Origin of the sequence: Sphingomonas sp. JUb134 (genome assembly GCF_004341505.2) — a bacterium.
Lineage (GTDB): Bacteria > Pseudomonadota > Alphaproteobacteria > Sphingomonadales > Sphingomonadaceae > Sphingomonas.
Genome location: NZ_SLYP02000002.1, coordinates 358,008 through 373,422, shown reverse-complemented (window position 1 = coordinate 373,422; position 15,415 = coordinate 358,008). Strand labels below are relative to the sequence as shown.

General features: G+C 62.7%; 20 protein-coding genes. 5 read left to right on the top strand and 15 right to left on the bottom strand.

The genetic code is table 11. The annotated features are described in order from the left end of the window. Window positions 1–10 precede the first annotated feature (10 nt). The 5 genes from EDF69_RS18115 to EDF69_RS18095 are packed head-to-tail and all read right to left on the bottom strand — an operon-like array spanning window position 11 to window position 3,306. Complete coding sequence (locus EDF69_RS18115; protein ID WP_007406327.1) at window positions 11–1,333, bottom strand: TraB/VirB10 family protein; 1,323 nt, start codon at window positions 1,331–1,333, stop codon at window positions 11–13. Continuing rightward, the gene (locus tag EDF69_RS18110; RefSeq protein WP_007406304.1) at window positions 1,330–2,142 is read right to left on the bottom strand and encodes a type-F conjugative transfer system secretin TraK; all 813 of its coding nucleotides are present in this window, start codon (window positions 2,140–2,142) and stop codon (window positions 1,330–1,332) included. The genes EDF69_RS18115 and EDF69_RS18110 overlap by 4 nt, the downstream gene beginning before the upstream one ends. Beyond that, window positions 2,139–2,726, bottom strand: coding sequence for a type IV conjugative transfer system protein TraE (locus EDF69_RS18105; RefSeq protein WP_064312054.1), 588 nt, complete (start codon window positions 2,724–2,726; stop codon window positions 2,139–2,141). The genes EDF69_RS18110 and EDF69_RS18105 overlap by 4 nt, the downstream gene beginning before the upstream one ends. Beyond that, entirely contained in the window at window positions 2,727–3,011 is a 285-nt protein-coding gene (traL, locus tag EDF69_RS18100) for a type IV conjugative transfer system protein TraL (RefSeq protein WP_007406330.1), read from the bottom strand. A 40-nt stretch (window positions 3,012–3,051) separates the two neighbouring features. Then, window positions 3,052–3,306 (bottom strand): hypothetical protein, encoded by a 255-nt coding sequence (locus EDF69_RS18095; protein ID WP_425336694.1) that lies wholly within the window; start codon window positions 3,304–3,306, stop codon window positions 3,052–3,054. 391 nt (window positions 3,307–3,697) lie between these two features. Between EDF69_RS18095 and EDF69_RS18090 the strand changes: the two genes are divergently transcribed. The 4 genes from EDF69_RS18090 (at window position 3,698) to EDF69_RS18075 (ending at window position 5,886) form a co-directional block, all read left to right on the top strand. Beyond that, window positions 3,698–4,069 carry a hypothetical protein gene (locus EDF69_RS18090; RefSeq protein ID WP_064312052.1) on the top strand — a complete coding sequence of 124 codons (372 nt, stop codon included), beginning with the start codon at window positions 3,698–3,700 and terminating at the stop codon, window positions 4,067–4,069. A gap of 59 nt (window positions 4,070–4,128) precedes the next feature. Beyond that, entirely contained in the window at window positions 4,129–4,584 is a 456-nt protein-coding gene (locus tag EDF69_RS18085) for a helix-turn-helix domain-containing protein (RefSeq protein WP_064312051.1), read from the top strand. A 114-nt stretch (window positions 4,585–4,698) separates the two neighbouring features. After that, window positions 4,699–4,902, top strand: a complete 204-nt coding sequence (locus EDF69_RS18080; protein WP_010409268.1) for a hypothetical protein — start codon at window positions 4,699–4,701, stop codon at window positions 4,900–4,902. 9 nt (window positions 4,903–4,911) lie between these two features. Continuing rightward, window positions 4,912–5,886 carry a GGDEF domain-containing protein gene (locus tag EDF69_RS18075; protein ID WP_064312050.1) on the top strand — a complete coding sequence of 325 codons (975 nt, stop codon included), beginning with the start codon at window positions 4,912–4,914 and terminating at the stop codon, window positions 5,884–5,886. 25 nt (window positions 5,887–5,911) lie between these two features. Here EDF69_RS18075 and EDF69_RS18070 read toward each other — a convergent pair whose 3' ends face one another. Beyond that, the gene (locus EDF69_RS18070) at window positions 5,912–6,460 is read right to left on the bottom strand and encodes a recombinase family protein (RefSeq protein WP_024310630.1); all 549 of its coding nucleotides are present in this window, start codon (window positions 6,458–6,460) and stop codon (window positions 5,912–5,914) included. Between the two features lie 232 nt (window positions 6,461–6,692). Between EDF69_RS18070 and EDF69_RS18065 the strand changes: the two genes are divergently transcribed. Continuing rightward, the gene (locus tag EDF69_RS18065) at window positions 6,693–8,036 is read left to right on the top strand and encodes a transposase (protein WP_132884327.1); all 1,344 of its coding nucleotides are present in this window, start codon (window positions 6,693–6,695) and stop codon (window positions 8,034–8,036) included. A 469-nt stretch (window positions 8,037–8,505) separates the two neighbouring features. Here EDF69_RS18065 and EDF69_RS18060 read toward each other — a convergent pair whose 3' ends face one another. The 9 genes from EDF69_RS18060 to EDF69_RS18025 all read right to left on the bottom strand — a co-directional run bounded on the left by EDF69_RS18060 (window position 8,506) and on the right by EDF69_RS18025 (window position 15,379). Continuing rightward, complete coding sequence (locus tag EDF69_RS18060) at window positions 8,506–8,751, bottom strand: hypothetical protein (RefSeq protein WP_165890077.1); 246 nt, start codon at window positions 8,749–8,751, stop codon at window positions 8,506–8,508. Between the two features lie 377 nt (window positions 8,752–9,128). Further along, a complete protein-coding gene (locus EDF69_RS18055) occupies window positions 9,129–9,668 on the bottom strand; it encodes a nucleotide exchange factor GrpE (RefSeq protein ID WP_010339434.1) in 540 nt (179 codons plus the stop codon). Window positions 9,669–9,742: 74 nt separating this feature from the next. Beyond that, window positions 9,743–11,617: a molecular chaperone DnaK gene (gene dnaK / locus EDF69_RS18050; RefSeq protein ID WP_132884326.1), complete on the bottom strand. Its 1,875-nt coding sequence runs from the start codon at window positions 11,615–11,617 to the stop codon at window positions 9,743–9,745. 91 nt (window positions 11,618–11,708) lie between these two features. After that, window positions 11,709–12,653, bottom strand: coding sequence for a DnaJ C-terminal domain-containing protein (locus EDF69_RS18045; protein ID WP_132884325.1), 945 nt, complete (start codon window positions 12,651–12,653; stop codon window positions 11,709–11,711). A 150-nt stretch (window positions 12,654–12,803) separates the two neighbouring features. Then, window positions 12,804–13,550 (bottom strand): HAD-IIB family hydrolase, encoded by a 747-nt coding sequence (locus tag EDF69_RS18040; protein ID WP_075153420.1) that lies wholly within the window; start codon window positions 13,548–13,550, stop codon window positions 12,804–12,806. 46 nt (window positions 13,551–13,596) lie between these two features. Further along, window positions 13,597–13,806: a hypothetical protein gene (locus EDF69_RS18035; RefSeq protein ID WP_132884324.1), complete on the bottom strand. Its 210-nt coding sequence runs from the start codon at window positions 13,804–13,806 to the stop codon at window positions 13,597–13,599. 137 nt (window positions 13,807–13,943) lie between these two features. Further along, window positions 13,944–14,375 carry a universal stress protein gene (locus EDF69_RS19735; RefSeq protein WP_239556210.1) on the bottom strand — a complete coding sequence of 144 codons (432 nt, stop codon included), beginning with the start codon at window positions 14,373–14,375 and terminating at the stop codon, window positions 13,944–13,946. Further along, on the bottom strand, window positions 14,329–14,757 hold the full coding sequence (locus tag EDF69_RS19730; RefSeq protein ID WP_239556208.1) for a hypothetical protein: 429 nt from the start codon (window positions 14,755–14,757) through the stop codon (window positions 14,329–14,331). The genes EDF69_RS19735 and EDF69_RS19730 overlap by 47 nt, the downstream gene beginning before the upstream one ends. 148 nt (window positions 14,758–14,905) lie before the next feature. Further along, a complete protein-coding gene (locus EDF69_RS18025) occupies window positions 14,906–15,379 on the bottom strand; it encodes a Dps family protein (RefSeq protein ID WP_107525133.1) in 474 nt (157 codons plus the stop codon). Between the last annotated feature and the right edge of the window lie 36 nt (window positions 15,380–15,415).

Here is a 15,415-nt window from a genome sequence, read left to right as displayed (position 1 = left end):
CCTTCCGGGCTCAGTTCTGGATGAAGACGCCTTCGAGGAAGACGATCTCGACATCGATGCCGGTCGGCATCTCGATGATGGGCTGGTACTGTTCGGCGCGCTCGATCAGGTATTTGGAAACTGTTCGACCGCTCTCGTCGGCGCCGCCGCCCAAAGCGCGCAAACCGACGTTGCCGATGCTCGGGGTGCGATTGATCCCTCCTTTGCCGTCTGTCTCGAAGGTTGCGAGTGGCTGGTTGAAGGCAGTGTTCAGCGCATTGCCTGCACCACCTACAAGCCCGGCAAAGAAAGCTTGCATCGCCAAGGAGCCCTCGCGACTGACGACACGGCCGCGCACGCCGGTCTTGCCGGCGAAGCTGATGAAGCCCTTCACGTCCGACACCGCGAACCGGCCATTGGCCTGCGGACAGGTCATCCGCTGCAGCTTCACATAGACCTTCTCGGAAGAGAGATCGCCGCGCGCCGCGCCGTTGATGACGCAGCCTTCGATCCGCGTCGTGAGCAGCTTGCCGTTCTGGTAGACCGAGCGCGCCGGGCCGGTGATGCGCAGGATCACCGGCAGCGGATCGGTCTGCGACTGCACCCCCGCCGAGGCGTCGACGCCGACGATGACCTTCGCCTTCGCGATCGAGTTGGGCGGCAGGTAATTGGGGCTGTCGGTGTAGCTGGTCGTGCCACCCGAGATCCGAGTCGCGGTGCCCGAGGGGCCGCCCTCGAACGACACCAGCTTGATCGAGCGCGACTGCGACACCGCAGCCGCTGCCGCCTCGCCCGCCGTCATCGGCGCGCCGGGAGTGCGGTAATTGGGCTGGCCGGGGCCATACATCTGCGTCGGAGCCGGCGCGGCCGGCGCGGCGTTACGCTGCGCGATCTGCTGGCGAAGCTGGTCGTTCTCCTGCTGATAGGCGCTCATGACCCGCTGGCCATCGCTCGCCATCGACTGCTTCTCGCCCTGGAGCGCGGCGATCTGCGCCTGCAACTGCTCCATCTGCGCGCGCTGGCCGTCGACGCCCTTCAGCTGATTGTTGATCGACTGCATCTGCGCTTCGGATGCGGCCTGCCATTCACGCTGCGACATGTTCCGGTTGACCATGTCGTCGGTGGTGATCTTCACCTCCTTCCCGTCGGTGCCGACCGGCTTCAGCTTGGCATCGTCGCCCATGACGTACCAGGAGCCCAGCACCAGCGCGACGGCGCCACCACAGCCGAGGTAGAGCAGCTGCTTCTTGCGGACGGCATCGTTGCCGGCCATCAGCTCGCTGTCCCCGCCCTCCTCCGGCTCGGTATCGAGCTGCTTGGCACGGTTACGCTGGAAGATGTCCTTGAGGCTCATGGCCGCACTCCGTTGGCGAGGCCCGAAGGCGTGACGATATAGGCGGTGGTGGCTTCACCGGGCTTGAGGTTGGGGTTGGCGACCGAGACCGCGATCGCGTTCGACGGTGCGATCGTTCCCTCGCCCAGCGCGACCGGAACCTTGCCCCGGTTCTCGATCCTGAGCGTGCGGCCTGCGAGGCTGGCGCCGCGATACTCGGCGACCATCTGGACCTTGAGCGAGCCAATCATCACCGGGTCGGTGACCGCGGGCCTGACCTCGAACCCTTCGAGCGGCGCGGACTGGAACATCGCCTGGACCAGCGTGGCGGACGCCTCCTGCGGCGATGCCGCGACGGCCGCGACCTGCGTTTCCGCGGCGCCACCGATATCCTTGTTCTCGACGAACACCTGCTGCGCGTCGTCGCCGGCGAGCCGGCACGAGAATTTGTACACATAACCCTTCGACGTCGTGCCGAAGAACGACACGTTCGGCCGCGAATAGGCTTCCGGGACCGACACATAGATGTCGCCCCGGGTCGGTTCATTGACCACGGTGAAATCGTCGGTATCGACCCCGGTGGTCAGCTTCGAGACGCTGGCGAAGCGATCGTCCTTGAGGCTGACGCGGGTCAGCCCCGACTTCGACATCGTGCAGGCGACCTCGCTGTTGTCCTTTGCCAGCACATGCTCGTCGGCGAAGGCCGGCGCGGCGAGGACCACGCCGCCCGCCACGATCATCCCCGCCCCGATCAGGCGCGATAGCGAACACAGGCGCGATGCGAAGGCGGTCCCGCCCCCGATCAGCCCGACTGCGACCCAGGCGGTCATGCGTCGTCTCCGATGGTTGCCGCGGCGTCCTTGTCGGCCTTGGTGACCATCCCGAAGCCCTTGAGCTGGAGGGTCAGGCCGCGATACGCCCAATAGAAGCGGAAGGTCTTCGGCTCGGCGGTGACCGACTTCGAGCCGACGACGGTGTGCAGCGTGCCGGTCACTTCCGAGGTCAGTTTCTCGGTGTCGACCTTCATGCCGGCGAGCGTGAAATACTGGCTGATGCTCGATCCGCGCTGCTCGTTGAGGATCTTCATCAGGTCGCGCTTGAGCGAACCATGTGCTTCCGGCGTGGCGATCGCCAGGATCGAGTCCATCCAGTATTCGAGATTTTCGGGCGAGCGGTTGAGCGTCATCAGCGCGGTGTCGCGCGTGACCATCTCCAGATACTGCTCGCTGACCCCGCTCGACGACAGCGTCAGCGGGGAGCGGACGATCGGCTGCAGGACGATCTCCCGGTCACGGGTCGCGCCGACCAGGAACAGCAGCACCACGAGGCCCGCGAGGACCAGCGCGACGATGCCGAGCATGTTGCGCTGCTTGAGGACGCGCTGCGACTGCGCGAGACCGACAGAATAATCCATTTAGCCCACCATCACGCGAAGGTGGGAGGGCGGTGTCGCCTTCAGCCCGGTAAAACTCGACGGCAGGTGCCAGTAGGCCATGTGGAGAATCCACGACGTGGCCTTGCCGGCTTTGAGTTTCCGAAAACCCCACCAGCCGAGCAACGAGACCATCAGTCCGATCACGACGTGCTGCGACAGGATCCCCCAGATGAAGGGGATCGCCATCGCGAGGAACTCGTCCAGCGTCCAGAAGCCGATCAGCTCCGGGTCGTCGAGATGCGAAGGGATGGTGTACCGGTCCATAAGCTAAGCCGCCCTCCCAGCGGTTGATCCAGCCGACGCCTCAGATCGTCGCGGTGACGGTCGAGGTGACGATCGGGATACCCGTGCCCGCGCCGACGCCGACGGCGACGGGAACGGCCACCTGGCCCAGGCTGAAGCGGCCCGACGCCAGCGCGACGATGCCGCCCGCGAGGCTCATGACGGTGATGATCTTGCCGCCCGAGCCCTCGAGGAAGTCCGTGAACTTCGTCAGCGCGGTATTGAACGTCGTGTCGGTGCCGGCGAACGCCGCCGACGCGCCCAGGACCATCAACATCGCGATGATCGCCAGGCCGAGAAGGACACCATTGATCTGGCCACCCTTCGGCATTGAAAGTGCAGACATGCTCTTTCCCCTTGGAAGACGAAGCACAAGCGCGTCGTCTCCCTAAGGATCTCGCAAGTATTGACCCTCGACAAGACGGAAAAAAATTACCGTATCGACTTTGACTGCGGGAAAGCCCGACTACGCATTTCCGCCAAAAAACTGACGCGATGGGTCTGCAGACAAACATAGAGCAGGTAATTCTTTTACCACCTGCGGAATTTTTTTACCGCCTTCGTTGCGAAACTGGAATGACCATCCCCGGTCGTGCGGCAATGATTGATTCGAGAAACTATCAATCCAGATGGTATGCGCTCGTCCGCACTCGGGTTATCCGTTCCCCATGTCGAATGTGATCTACGCCTTCCGGGTCAGCGATGAGCTGTTCCGTCTCACAACAGAAGCGATCAGAACCCGGTCGCTGGCAACGCGACGGTTTGAGACCGTTTCCTCTACCGCCCTGTATGGACTGGAGAAATTCCTGGATATGCCGGATTTCGAACTGATGCTCGAACGCGCCTCGACGATCGAGGACAATGGTGAAAACCGGGTCGGTTTCCGCATTCAGATCGATCAGAAGGCGCTTTTCCAGGCCGCGCGGGACAGGGCCACTACCGACCCCACCACCCCTGCCACAGCGCGTTTCCTGCTCACCGTGTCGATGCTGTGCGTCTTCGATTGTGCAATTCGTCGAAAAGTTCCGACTAACGCTTAAAAAAATATTGACAGCCTCTCGGGCTATAACCGTATATAGCGCCCAGAAGGGGGGTCGTCATGACTGACCAGAGGGATGCAGCAAGCCGACAGACCGAGACAGACTTCTACTATCCGCTTATCATCGAGCAGTGGAATCGCCGTGGCGTAACCAATGTCGAAATGGCCCGGAGACTCGGGAAAAGCGTCAGTCTCATCGGAAAGGTCAAATCCGGTCGCGCCAGCTTTACGGCCGCGATGCAGATAAGGGTCATGGAGATCCTGGAGATCGACCGGCAACGTGCGTTTCTTGCCGCAGTCTGGATGAAGACGCCCCTCGCCTATTTCGATGACAGCTTCGACAAGATCTACCTCGTCGCGTGCCGCTTCGTCGAAGCTTCCTGCCCCCAGTTACTGTCGCTCGCCGAGCAGGTGAAAGGCGATGGGCTTGCTCCCGAAGCGATCGAGCGGGTTTTGCAATCCATCCTGATGAACATGCTCAATTCGGTTCCCCCGCCCCGGACCGGAGCAAACTGAACCAATTCCGGTGGTGAACTCCGTTCCCATCAAACGAGCTTTGGAGAGTGACACCTGTTTCGCTTAGAGGGCGATATGGACTCTCAGCCGAAACCCGCGCGGTCGACCCTGTCGATGCGCCGCAAAAAAGAACGCGAGGATGCTGCGGGTTACAAGCGGTCCACCTATGCGCTCTCCCCTGCATCGCTGCGAGTCGCGGACGAGATCCAGCGTCGCTATCAACTTGGCTCCCGCGAGGCCGCTATCAACGCACTTCTCGAACTCATCGACCGCGATCTGTTCCTGTGGCACGACATCCTTGTGTCGGAACGGCGATAGAGGCCTCTGATGGATCTGCGCACCAGTCCGCCAGCCGACGAATCGGGTCATGCCATTGTCGATTTTCTCGACGAGCATCGACTGCCGCACAGCCCCGAGAATTACGGCTTCGCTCACACCTATTTCGAAGGTGCTGACGAGGCCCATTTCATGGCCGTCGCCAATCTGATCGACGGCGGTTATCGCCTCAGACAGGAAGACGTGCGAGCGATTTCGGCACCAGCGGATCTCCATGGCACCGCGACGACGATCGGTGAGCTTTCCACGGAGGTCATGCACATCATCGGGGCAACCGCCCAGGAAGCCAATGCCTTCGTCAAATCGCTCACGCTCACCGCGGCCGAACTGGTCTCGACAGACGGCAACATTCACAGCGCGGTCGCTCGGATGACTGCCCAGGCCGAGCGCGCCGAAGAGCGGTTGAAGCAGATGAGCCTTCAGACGGCGCTAGTCCGCGAGCGCCTACGCTCGCTGGGCGTCGATACCGACATCGATCCTGCTACCTCGCTCCTCAACCGCATCGCGATCGACTCGGTGCTCACCGCCGCACTCGAGCGGGAAGGCCCTACCCTTCTTGCGCTGGTTGCGCTCGATCAGGTCACCTCGATCGGGGCGGCTCATGGGATCGGCGTCGTCGAGCGGGTCCTGCGCGCGCTGGGCCAGACATTGCGGGATCATTGCATGCCGCACCGGGTCGGCCGCTGGGAGGCAAAGCGGATCGCCATCGTGTTCGACAACTGCGACCCCGAAGCCGCCCGCGATATGCTGAACGCAGCCCGCAAGGCATTCTCGAGGCGAAAGCTGCAGCGCGTCGAGAATGAGACGCCGATCGGCGAGGTGACATGCTCGGCGGGTCTCGTACTCGCCCCCAACGCTGTCTCCGAGGATCTGATTGCAGACGCAGCCGATGCGCTGGCACGGGCTTCGAATGGCTTGGGCAACCGGGTTATTCTTGAGCAGCCAGCTGCGCGCCCATTCCCGTGATACGCCGCACGCGTCGGCACCGCAGCTATCGCGCGGGAAAATGCCTGTAAAAGGTCGAGATCGAGACGCCGATCGCGCGCGCGATCTCGCGCGACGACATCTCCGTCTTGAGCAGCTTGGTGGCCGCGTTCCGGCGCTCTTCGGTCATCATCGTCTTTCGCCCGCCGAACCGGCCCTTGCGCCGTGCGACGGCCAGCGCAGCAGTGGTCCGCTCGCGGACCAGCTCGCGTTCCATCTGGGCCATCGCCGCCAGGATGTTGAAGACGAGCCGCCCCGCCGTTCCCGAAGTGTCGATTCCATCGGTGATCGAACGCAGCCCGATCCCCTTCTCGTCGAGGTCGGCCGACAAATCGACCAGCCCCTTCATGGTGCGGCCGAGGCGGTCCAGCTTCCACACGACCAGCACGTCACCCGATCGCGCATAGGCAATCGCTTCGGCGAGGCCAGGACGATTCACTTTCGCGCCGCTGGCCTTGTCGGAATAGAGCCGCTCGCAGCCGGCTTGCTTCAATGCCTCGATCTGGGGCGTCAGATCCTGGTCGGCCGTCGACACCCGCGCATAACCGATCAACATGCAATTTTCCCGAAACTCATCGACAACGGCCCTGCCACTGAGTTACTAACGGAAATGGGTTTTGAGAAGTGCGCTTTGTTGACAACTTCCAACGGGATCGGCCGATCGCGGTCACGAGCGGCGGTATTCCCATGAGGGCGTCGCAAATCAGGTCGAGACTGTTGAAAAACGGCTGCTTGCGAGGACGATGAAGGCGTGATTCACTGCGGCATAGCAGCGGGGGATGATGGGCATGATGGGTCGACAGGTCGCGCAGGGCGCGTTGTTCTACGGCTTCCGGCTCGACGACCATGTGCCTCCCGACCATCTGCTCCGACGTATCGACGCCGTGCTGGACCTCGGCTTCGTGCGCGAGGCGCTGGCGGCGAGCTATAGTGCGAGCGGGCGCCCTTCGATCGATCCGGAACTGATGCTCAGGATGCTGCTGGTCGGCTACCTGTTCGGCATCCGGTCGGAACGGCGCCTTTGCGATGAGGTGCATCTCAATCTCGCCTATCGCTGGTTCTGTCGGCTCGATCTGGCGGACCGGGTGCCCGACCACTCCACCTTCTCCAAGAACCGCCACGGCCGGTTCCGCGTCTGCGACCTGCATCGCCTGCTGTTTGAGCAGGTGGTCGCACAGTGCGCGGCGGCCGGACTGGTGGCGGGGCGCGATGTGGCAGTGGACGGCAGTACGATCATGGCTGACGCCAGTCGCGAGAAGAGACTGAAGGGCGCCGGCGCCGCGGATGAGCTTCGTAGTAGGGACACCGTGTCGCGGCCTGTCGCCGAATATTTGGCAGCGCTCGATGCCGCACTGCCGCCAGGTCCCGACGAACCAGCACCCGTCGAGCCCGCCAGCATTTCGCCGACCGACCCGCAGGCGGCACTCACCTGCAAGCACGGTCCCGCACGCTATGCCTACGCCATCAATCCGCTGCTCGATCTCGATACCGACTGCATCCTCGACGTTGAGGCGACACCGGCACGCTTCGCGGCCGAAGTGGCGGCGACCCGGACGCTGGTGTCACGCGCCGGAACCAAGCTGGGCATCGCGCCTGCGAGCCTCTCGGCCGACAAGGCATATGGCAGTGGTCCGCTGCTTGGCTGGCTGGTCGAGCGGAACATCACGCCGTATATCCCGGTCATCGACCGCGGCCGCCAGCGCGACGCCTTCTTCACCCGCGATGCCTTCAGCTATGACCGGGAGGGCGACACCTATCGCTGCCCGGCAGACAAGCCCCTCAGCTACTGCGGCACCAACCGGGCAAGCCAGGTCCGCGTCTATCGAAGCCGGCCGGCCGATTGCGCCGCCTGCGAACTGAAGCCGCAATGCACGATCGGCAGGAAACGCGGCGTTACCCGCCTCGTGAGCGAGGATGCTCGCGACGGCGTCCGCGCCCTTGCCGGCACCGATGCTTACGTGCGGGCTCATCGTCGCCGAAAACGGATCGAGCGCGTCTTCGGCCACTTGAAACGCAACCTCGGGCTACGAACGCTCAAGCTACGGGGCCTCGCCGGAGCTGCCGAAGAGTTCACCATGGCGGCTACGGCCTATAACCTCCAGCTGCTCGTGCGGCAGGCAACGCCCGCCTGATAGGAAGCGCGACCGCGGCCCCAACAGCCATCCGTTAGGCCGATCACACACAGGCCTTTTTCAACAGCCTCGGTAGTCTGTCGTCGGTCATCGGGAAAAACTCCTCGGGTGTTGGTGAAGCTCGACACTTCCACCTTAACCGATGAGCCCGGTGGCCACCGAGACGCCGACGCCGGGGTGGGGCCTCGGCCCCACCCCGGCATACACCGTCATCTACACCGGGAAATTACACCACGACCGCGGACGCTACCCGTTTTCTGGAGGCGGCCGGTCGGGGAAACGTTCAGCCCAGGTGCCGTTCACGTAGGACAAAAGCGTGGACCAGGCGATTGCATGATTCGGATGCGTCGAAAGGAAGACCTTTCCGAGGTGCTCGATCATCAGGACGACAACGGACATACGCCTACTCCGCCACCTTGCCTCGCGAGAACATCTGCAAAGACGAGGTCGCGGAGAGAGGATCAGACCATCAACGGCTTCCGGCTGGGTCGGAAGTGCGAATGCCTGACAAAATCTGCTCCACTTCGAAGAGATCGCCCGACGTCTCCACACCAGGTCCGCAGAGGCGAATGATCATTCGCCCCTCGATTACCTTGCTTCCTATTCGAGGTGCGGATCCGAGGCCAATATGAACGCCGGGCTTATCGAACACATGCTGATAAAGCCGCCAGTAGCGGCGCCATTCAGCCACGCTTCCACTCATCGAAATGGTCATATGACCGGATCGGAGCGGCACATACGACACATCGCGGCTTAACTGTGCGCGTTCGATCGCAAAGCAGCGCGCCCCACGGCCTGCAGCGACTTGCGCCGCTTTCCTCAACAACCCCGTCCGCACCGACCGGTCAGGCCAGCGTGTCGGGGCGAGGATTGCGATTTCATAGCTCGGCGGATCGCCGCTCCCGACCTCGTGGACTTCGTAAGTTGGGAGCTGGGGCCCGCTCTGCGCAGGCGCCGAGTCGGCATGCGCGGCCGAGACTAGGGCGAGCACGCCGCACCACCAGTAGCCCCTTGTGGACCGGGCCGAGCATTGCCGTGGTCCGAAGGCGTCAGCGGCGGAGGCGAACTGTACCATCGGATCCATCTCCCCGCTCAGCTCGCCCTTGCAATCACGACGCGCGCGGGCCGCACAAGTCGGCTTGCAACCCTGTATCCGGGCTGGAGGGTCTCCAGGACCAGCCCGTCACCTGTCTCGTCATCAGATCGCGATGCGATCGCATCATGGATGTTCGGGTCGAACGCCTCGCCCGTGCCGGGGCATATTCGCTCGACGCCCACCTTGATCAGCGCATCGAGAAACGCGCGACTGGTCGCCCGCAGCCCGTTTAGCAGGGCATCGACACTCGGCTGGGTTCCTTCCTCGGTTCGGCCGGCCGCCTCGATGGCGAGATCGAGGCTATCGAGAGCGGGAACGATTTTCGAGACCAGGTCTGCAATCCCGCTCTCGCGCCCCTCGGCACGCGCGCGATCGGCTCGCTTCCTGGCATTCTCGGCATCGGCCAGGGCACGCAGGAGCCGCTCCCGCAGCTCGTCGGCTTCCGATGCGGCCGCCTGCTTGGACTCGGGCTTCTCCACCTCCTGCTCCTGCGGCGCCGGAGACTGTCCTCCTTCAGCGATGTCGTCCTGGTTCATTTGACCGAGCCTTCATTCATCCGTGCAAGCGGCGGCGCCACTTCACCAAATTGTGATCAGCGGAACGGACCGGATCACTTCTTCGCGTCGTCCGCCTCCTCGAACTCGGCGTCCACGATCCCGTCATCAGCCGACGATGTGCTGCCCGGCTCGGCGCGCTGGGCGCTGGCGACCTTCTGGGTCGCAGACTGAAGATCCTCGCCGCGCGCGCGAATGTCCTCGATCTGGTCGCCCTGCATGGCCGTCTTCAGGTTCGAAACCGCGTCTTCGACGGCTTGCCGATCCGCGGCCGCAACGCGATCCCCTGCATCCGCAAGCGTCTTTTCGGAGAGGAAGATCAAAGCGTCGGACTGGTTCTTCGCTTCCGCCAGTTCGCGCCGCTTCCTGTCCTCGCTGGCATGCTCTTCGGCGTCCCTGACCGCACGCTTGATTTCCTCTTCGCTCAGTCCGCCCGACGACTGGATGGTGATCTTCTGCTCGCGCCCGGTCCCCTTGTCTGTCGCGGAAACGTTCACGATGCCGTTTGCATCGATATCGAACGTCACCTCGATCTGTGGCACGCCTCGGGTCGCCGGTGCGATGTTCTCAAGATTGAACTGGCCGAGGAGCTTGTTGTCCTCGGCCATTTCCCGCTCGCCCTGGAAGACCCTGATGGTAACAGCGGGCTGGTTGTCCTCCGCCGTCGAGAAGGTCTGGCTCTTCTTGGTAGGTATCGTCGTGTTCCGGTCGATGAGCTTGGTCATCACGCCGCCGAGCGTCTCGATGCCCAACGACAATGGCGTGACGTCGAGAAGCAGCACGTCTTCGACCTGGCCCTTCAGCACGCCCGCCTGGATCGCTGCGCCAAGTGCCACGACCTCGTCAGGGTTGACGCCCTGGTGCGGCTCGCGCCCGAAGATAGTCTTCACCGCCTCGACGACCTTCGGCATGCGGGTCATCCCGCCGACCAGCACAACTTCGTCGAGCTGATCGGCATTAAGCCCTGCATCCTCCAGCGCTGCCTTGCACGGCCCCATGGTGCGGGAGATGAGATCATCGACCAGCGCCTCGAGCTTGGCGCGCGTGAGGCTGATGTCGAGATGCTTCGGACCGGATTGATCCGCGGTAATGAAAGGCAGGTTGACACTCGTCTGCGATGCCGAACTGAGTTCGATCTTCGCTTTCTCGGCCGCCTCTTTCAGGCGCTGGAGCGCGAGCCGGTCCTGGCGCAGATCGATCCCCTGCTCCTTGCGGAACTCGTCCGCGAGAAAGTCGATGATCCGCTTGTCGAAATCCTCGCCGCCGAGAAAGGTGTCGCCGTTGGTCGACTTCACTTCGAACACGCCATCGCCGAGTTCGAGAATGGATACGTCGAACGTGCCGCCGCCAAGGTCATAAACCGCGATCGTGCCTGCCTTCTTCTTTTCCAGCCCATAGGCAAGGGCGGCAGCCGTTGGCTCATTGATGATGCGCAGAACCTCGAGACCGGCGATGGTCCCTGCATCCTTGGTCGCCTGCCGCTGGGCGTCGTTGAAATAGGCCGGAACGGTGATGACGGCTTCGGTGACCGGCTCGCCCAGATATTTCTCGGCAGTCTCCTTCATTTTGCGCAGGATGTGCGCGGAGATCTCGCTGGGGCTCGACTTCTTCCCGTTTACCTCTACCCAGGCGTCACCATTGGCACCGGGCACGATCTTGTAGGGCACCATGCCCTTGTCCTTCTGAACGATGGGGTCATCGTAGCGGCGTCCGATCAGGCGCTTGATCGCAAAGAGCGTCTGCTCGGGATTGGTAATGGCCTGACGCTTCGCGGCGGCTCCCACCAGTACCTCGCCATCGGGGCGGAAGGCCACCATGGATGGGGTGGTCCGGGCACCTTCGGCATTCTCGATGACCTTGGGCTCTTTGCCCTCCATCACCGCGACGCAGGAATTGGTGGTGCCGAGATCGATGCCGATTGCTTTCGCCATGCTAGCCTCCGAATTAGAAAATCGAACAACGACGATGAAGGGTCTCGCGCTCGTGAGTCCTGACCTGGATCAGTTGTCGCGTAAGGCCGCCTCAGACTCCCAAGGAGGCACGCGGATTTTCGTCATGACGCTGAGCCCAGGTCCGGGCGAACTCCTCAAGCTCAGCGTCGCCGGAAGGCAGATGCACCATCAGGCGGACCAACTGATTGCCGCGTGAACCGTCCCGCCGGTGGAATCCCTTGCCCTTGATCCGCAGCGTGCGCCCCGAGCTCGATCCCTTAGGGATCGTCAGCAACACCGGCCCGTCGACGGTCGGAACCCGCACTTTGGCGCCGAGCACGGCTTCGTCCCAGCGCACCGGCAACTCCAAACGGACATCGTCTCCATCCCTCGTGAAGAAGCGGTGCGGCTCTATCTCGAGAATCACGATGGCATCGCCGGGTCCGCCAGGGCCTTCCTCCCCCTGGCCACGCAGGCGCACTTGCGTCCCCGACTCGAAGCCAGCCGGCAGCTTCAGGTCGACCGCCTTCCCCCTTCTGAGCTCGACATGTTGCGGACGCAGCGCCGCTGCATCTTCGAAGCTGACGTTCTGGCGATAGGCGACATCAGCTCCCCGAGAGCGATATGATCGGCGCTGACCGCCCCCGGCGGTCTCCGCGCGGCCGAACATATCGCCAAATATGCTCGCGAAATCGGCTTCGTCCCCGCTGAATTCAAATGTCGTCCCGCCACCATCGGTACCGGCACGAAAGCCGCCACGGCGGGCAAAGGGTCCGGCACCATCGAAGTCGGAAAAACCATAGGGAGCCTTCGGATTGCCATTCTCATCGATTTCACCGCGATCATAGCGCGCGCGCTTTTCCTTGTCGGTAAGGAGGTCATAGGCGGCTGTAATCGCAGAAAAGCGTTCCGCCGCTCCCGGCTTATCCGCGTTGCGGTCCGGATGATATTCCTTGGCGAGCTTTCGATAGGCCTTCTTGATCGTGACGTCGTCAGCATCGCGCGGCACGTTCAAGGCCTGGTATGGATCGGCCATTCTGTTTTAGTCCCTATGTCGGTTGTTCATTATCTGCCGTTACGCCTCGGCGAAAATGAGATAACCAATCCTATTACCGGAAGCATCTTGCAAGGTGCGCGACTCCGAACTCCCCATCGGCATCCCGCTCCACGGCGCGTTCCAGCGAGATCATGCACCAAACCATAGGGTGAGAGCATGCAGGATGCTCTTTGTTTCCTGCACGTCGCGAACAGCGACTGTGTCGACGCCGGTCGTAACCGCAGGGTAGTCGTTGCCACCAGGGAATACTGCGTCGCCGAGGAACATCATGTCCTTCAAGGCGACGCCGCTAACCTCTGCCAGCTTGCGCAGTCCAAATCCCTTGTCGATCCCTTCCCGCGTAATGTCGACCGATGTGGTTCCTCCGATGTTAATCGACCAGCCAGGCAAGGATTGTTCTAGCATGGCTTGCAACTGCAGCCGCTTGCGACGATCCGGGTCCCAGGCCCGCTTGGCATCCAGCGGCGCTTTCTGCCCGATGCCTGAATAGGTTATCTGCGTTCCGCGATCCTCGACCCGTGGTCCCCACGCAGGATCGTCATTGAGGCCCGCCGCCGGTATCGCCCGTTCCAGTGCGCCCAGGATATGCGACTTCTCATCCGGCGTGATTGCCTGCGAGTAGACCAGCTGCCAGTCTTTGGTGAAGCGGAACAGCTTCGCGCCGGCAGTGGGCAATATCCAGAGCATGGCCAGCTCTGCATTGCTTGGCAGGCGATCAATCACCTGCTTCTTCAGTTGGGGCCAGTCACCCCCGGAAATCACTGCCACCTGGGCAAAGGTGAGGAGCGTTGCCAGCAGCCCGGCGATCTCGTCGTCGAGCGGGGCTTTGCTTTCGGCCAAGGTGCCGTCGAGATCGAAAGCGATCAGCTGCTTCACACCGTCACCGTTGGCTTTGGGTCGACACAAGAGTTATAAGAAGGGATCACCGAGTTCGGCTGACCACATTGGCCGTGCCATCGGCTTGAACGATGACGAGATGATAGGACTTGTCTTCGCACTGCGCCCGCCAAAGCGGTCCTTCCTTCTCGTCCGGCAGCCGCTCAGCCTGAATGACATTCTGGCACGCCAGACCGGCATCTCGGATCGCGCGGAAGAGCGCAGACCGCCTAGATGCGTCGTTCAGGTTGATCACCGCCTGTTGGTAGTTGTTGATCGAGGCGCTATGCGCGGTGATCGCCGCTAGGCTGCTCCGCCTTCTGCGTCCCACATCCAGCTAGAGCGACGCACAGCACTGCTGCGATGATGCCGCGCATCGATCGAACTCCTTCCTCAATGGGCCAGCAGCAGCGGCTTCGGGCACCGCAGCAACATCTCGCGCGTGACCCCACCGAGGATACGTTCGCGAATGCGCGAATGCCCATAGGCGCCGAGAACCGCGAAGCTCGACCGCGAGTCGATGATGACGTTCAGCAGTTCCTCTCCCACGCTGAGCTCACCGCGGGGCACCGAGAGCAACTCCGATTGGATGCCATGATGCGAGAGATAGGCGGCAGCGCCGGCGGCGGGAAACTCGGGAGCGTCCTCCCCGATCGTCACGATCTGGACGCGCGCCGCCCGGCTCAGGAGCGGAACCGCGAAACGCAGCGCCTGCGCGGCCTCGAACGAAGCGTTCCACGCGACGAGCGCAGCGCCCTCGAGGTCAAGGGTTCCGTTGTCATAAGGCACCGAGAGGATCGGAGCACGCGAATGGACTGCGGACATCGCCGACGAGGTCGAGTTCCGCGTCCCAGCCGCCTTCGTCGCTTTCGAGATGACTGAGGATGATCACGTCGCTCAGCCGCGATTGATCGAGAAGCACCGTCGCGGGAGAACCAACTCCGCGGAGCCAGTCGAACGCCACGCCCTCGTCGCGCAGTCTGGCCTCCACGGCCGCGCGCGTGGCATCCTGTCGTTTCTCATGCTCCGTGAAGAGCTTCACCGATGGGTAAACCCCGCCGAAGGGGTCGGCCATTGCGTAGGCCGACAGCGGCGCAGCCTGCGCGCCCGTCAGATGAAGGTCGAATGCCCGGGCAAGCTGGACTGCCGCGTCAAGCCGCGCGTCTCCGCCCCTGTCCTCGGCCACGTGGAGCAATCCTGTTTTCATCTACCGATCCTTTCGATTGGGTGGTCGGCCGAAGGCAATGCCCGCAACAGCAGAAGGGTAAGCAGCGGAAGGATCGCGGACGCTGACATAGGTCAGACGCGGCGCCCGCCGATCATTGCCGCCGAAAGCGTGGGCTGTGGAGGTAAGCTCACTCGTCGAGGAGCGCGCGGAGCATCCAGGCCGCCTTTTCGTGAACCGCCACGCGTTGCGTCGCGAGATCGGCGGTCGCCTGGTCGCCCGCTTCATCGGCCACAGGAAAGAGGCTGCGAGCCGATCGGGCAGTCGCCTGGTGTCCGTCGACCAGAATCTGGATCATCGCCTCGGCTCTGGGGGGAGTTTCGGGCGCGTCAGCGAGCGAGCTCAGCTTCGCAAACTGCGCATATGAACCAGGTGCTGGCTCAGCGAGCGAGCGAATTCTTTCGGCGATCGGATCAACCGCATTCCACAATTCAGTATACTGGACCATGAACATCGCATGGAGGCTGTTGAACATCCGCCCAGTGACGTTCCAGTGGAAATTATGGGTCGTCAGATATAGCGTGTAGGTGTCGGCCAACAGGCGCGACAGACCCTCGGCTATTTCTTTCCTCTTGGTATCGTCAATTCCGATCTCGATGGCCATTCCTGTCATCCTGTTAATCCGCCGCGCTAGGCGGGC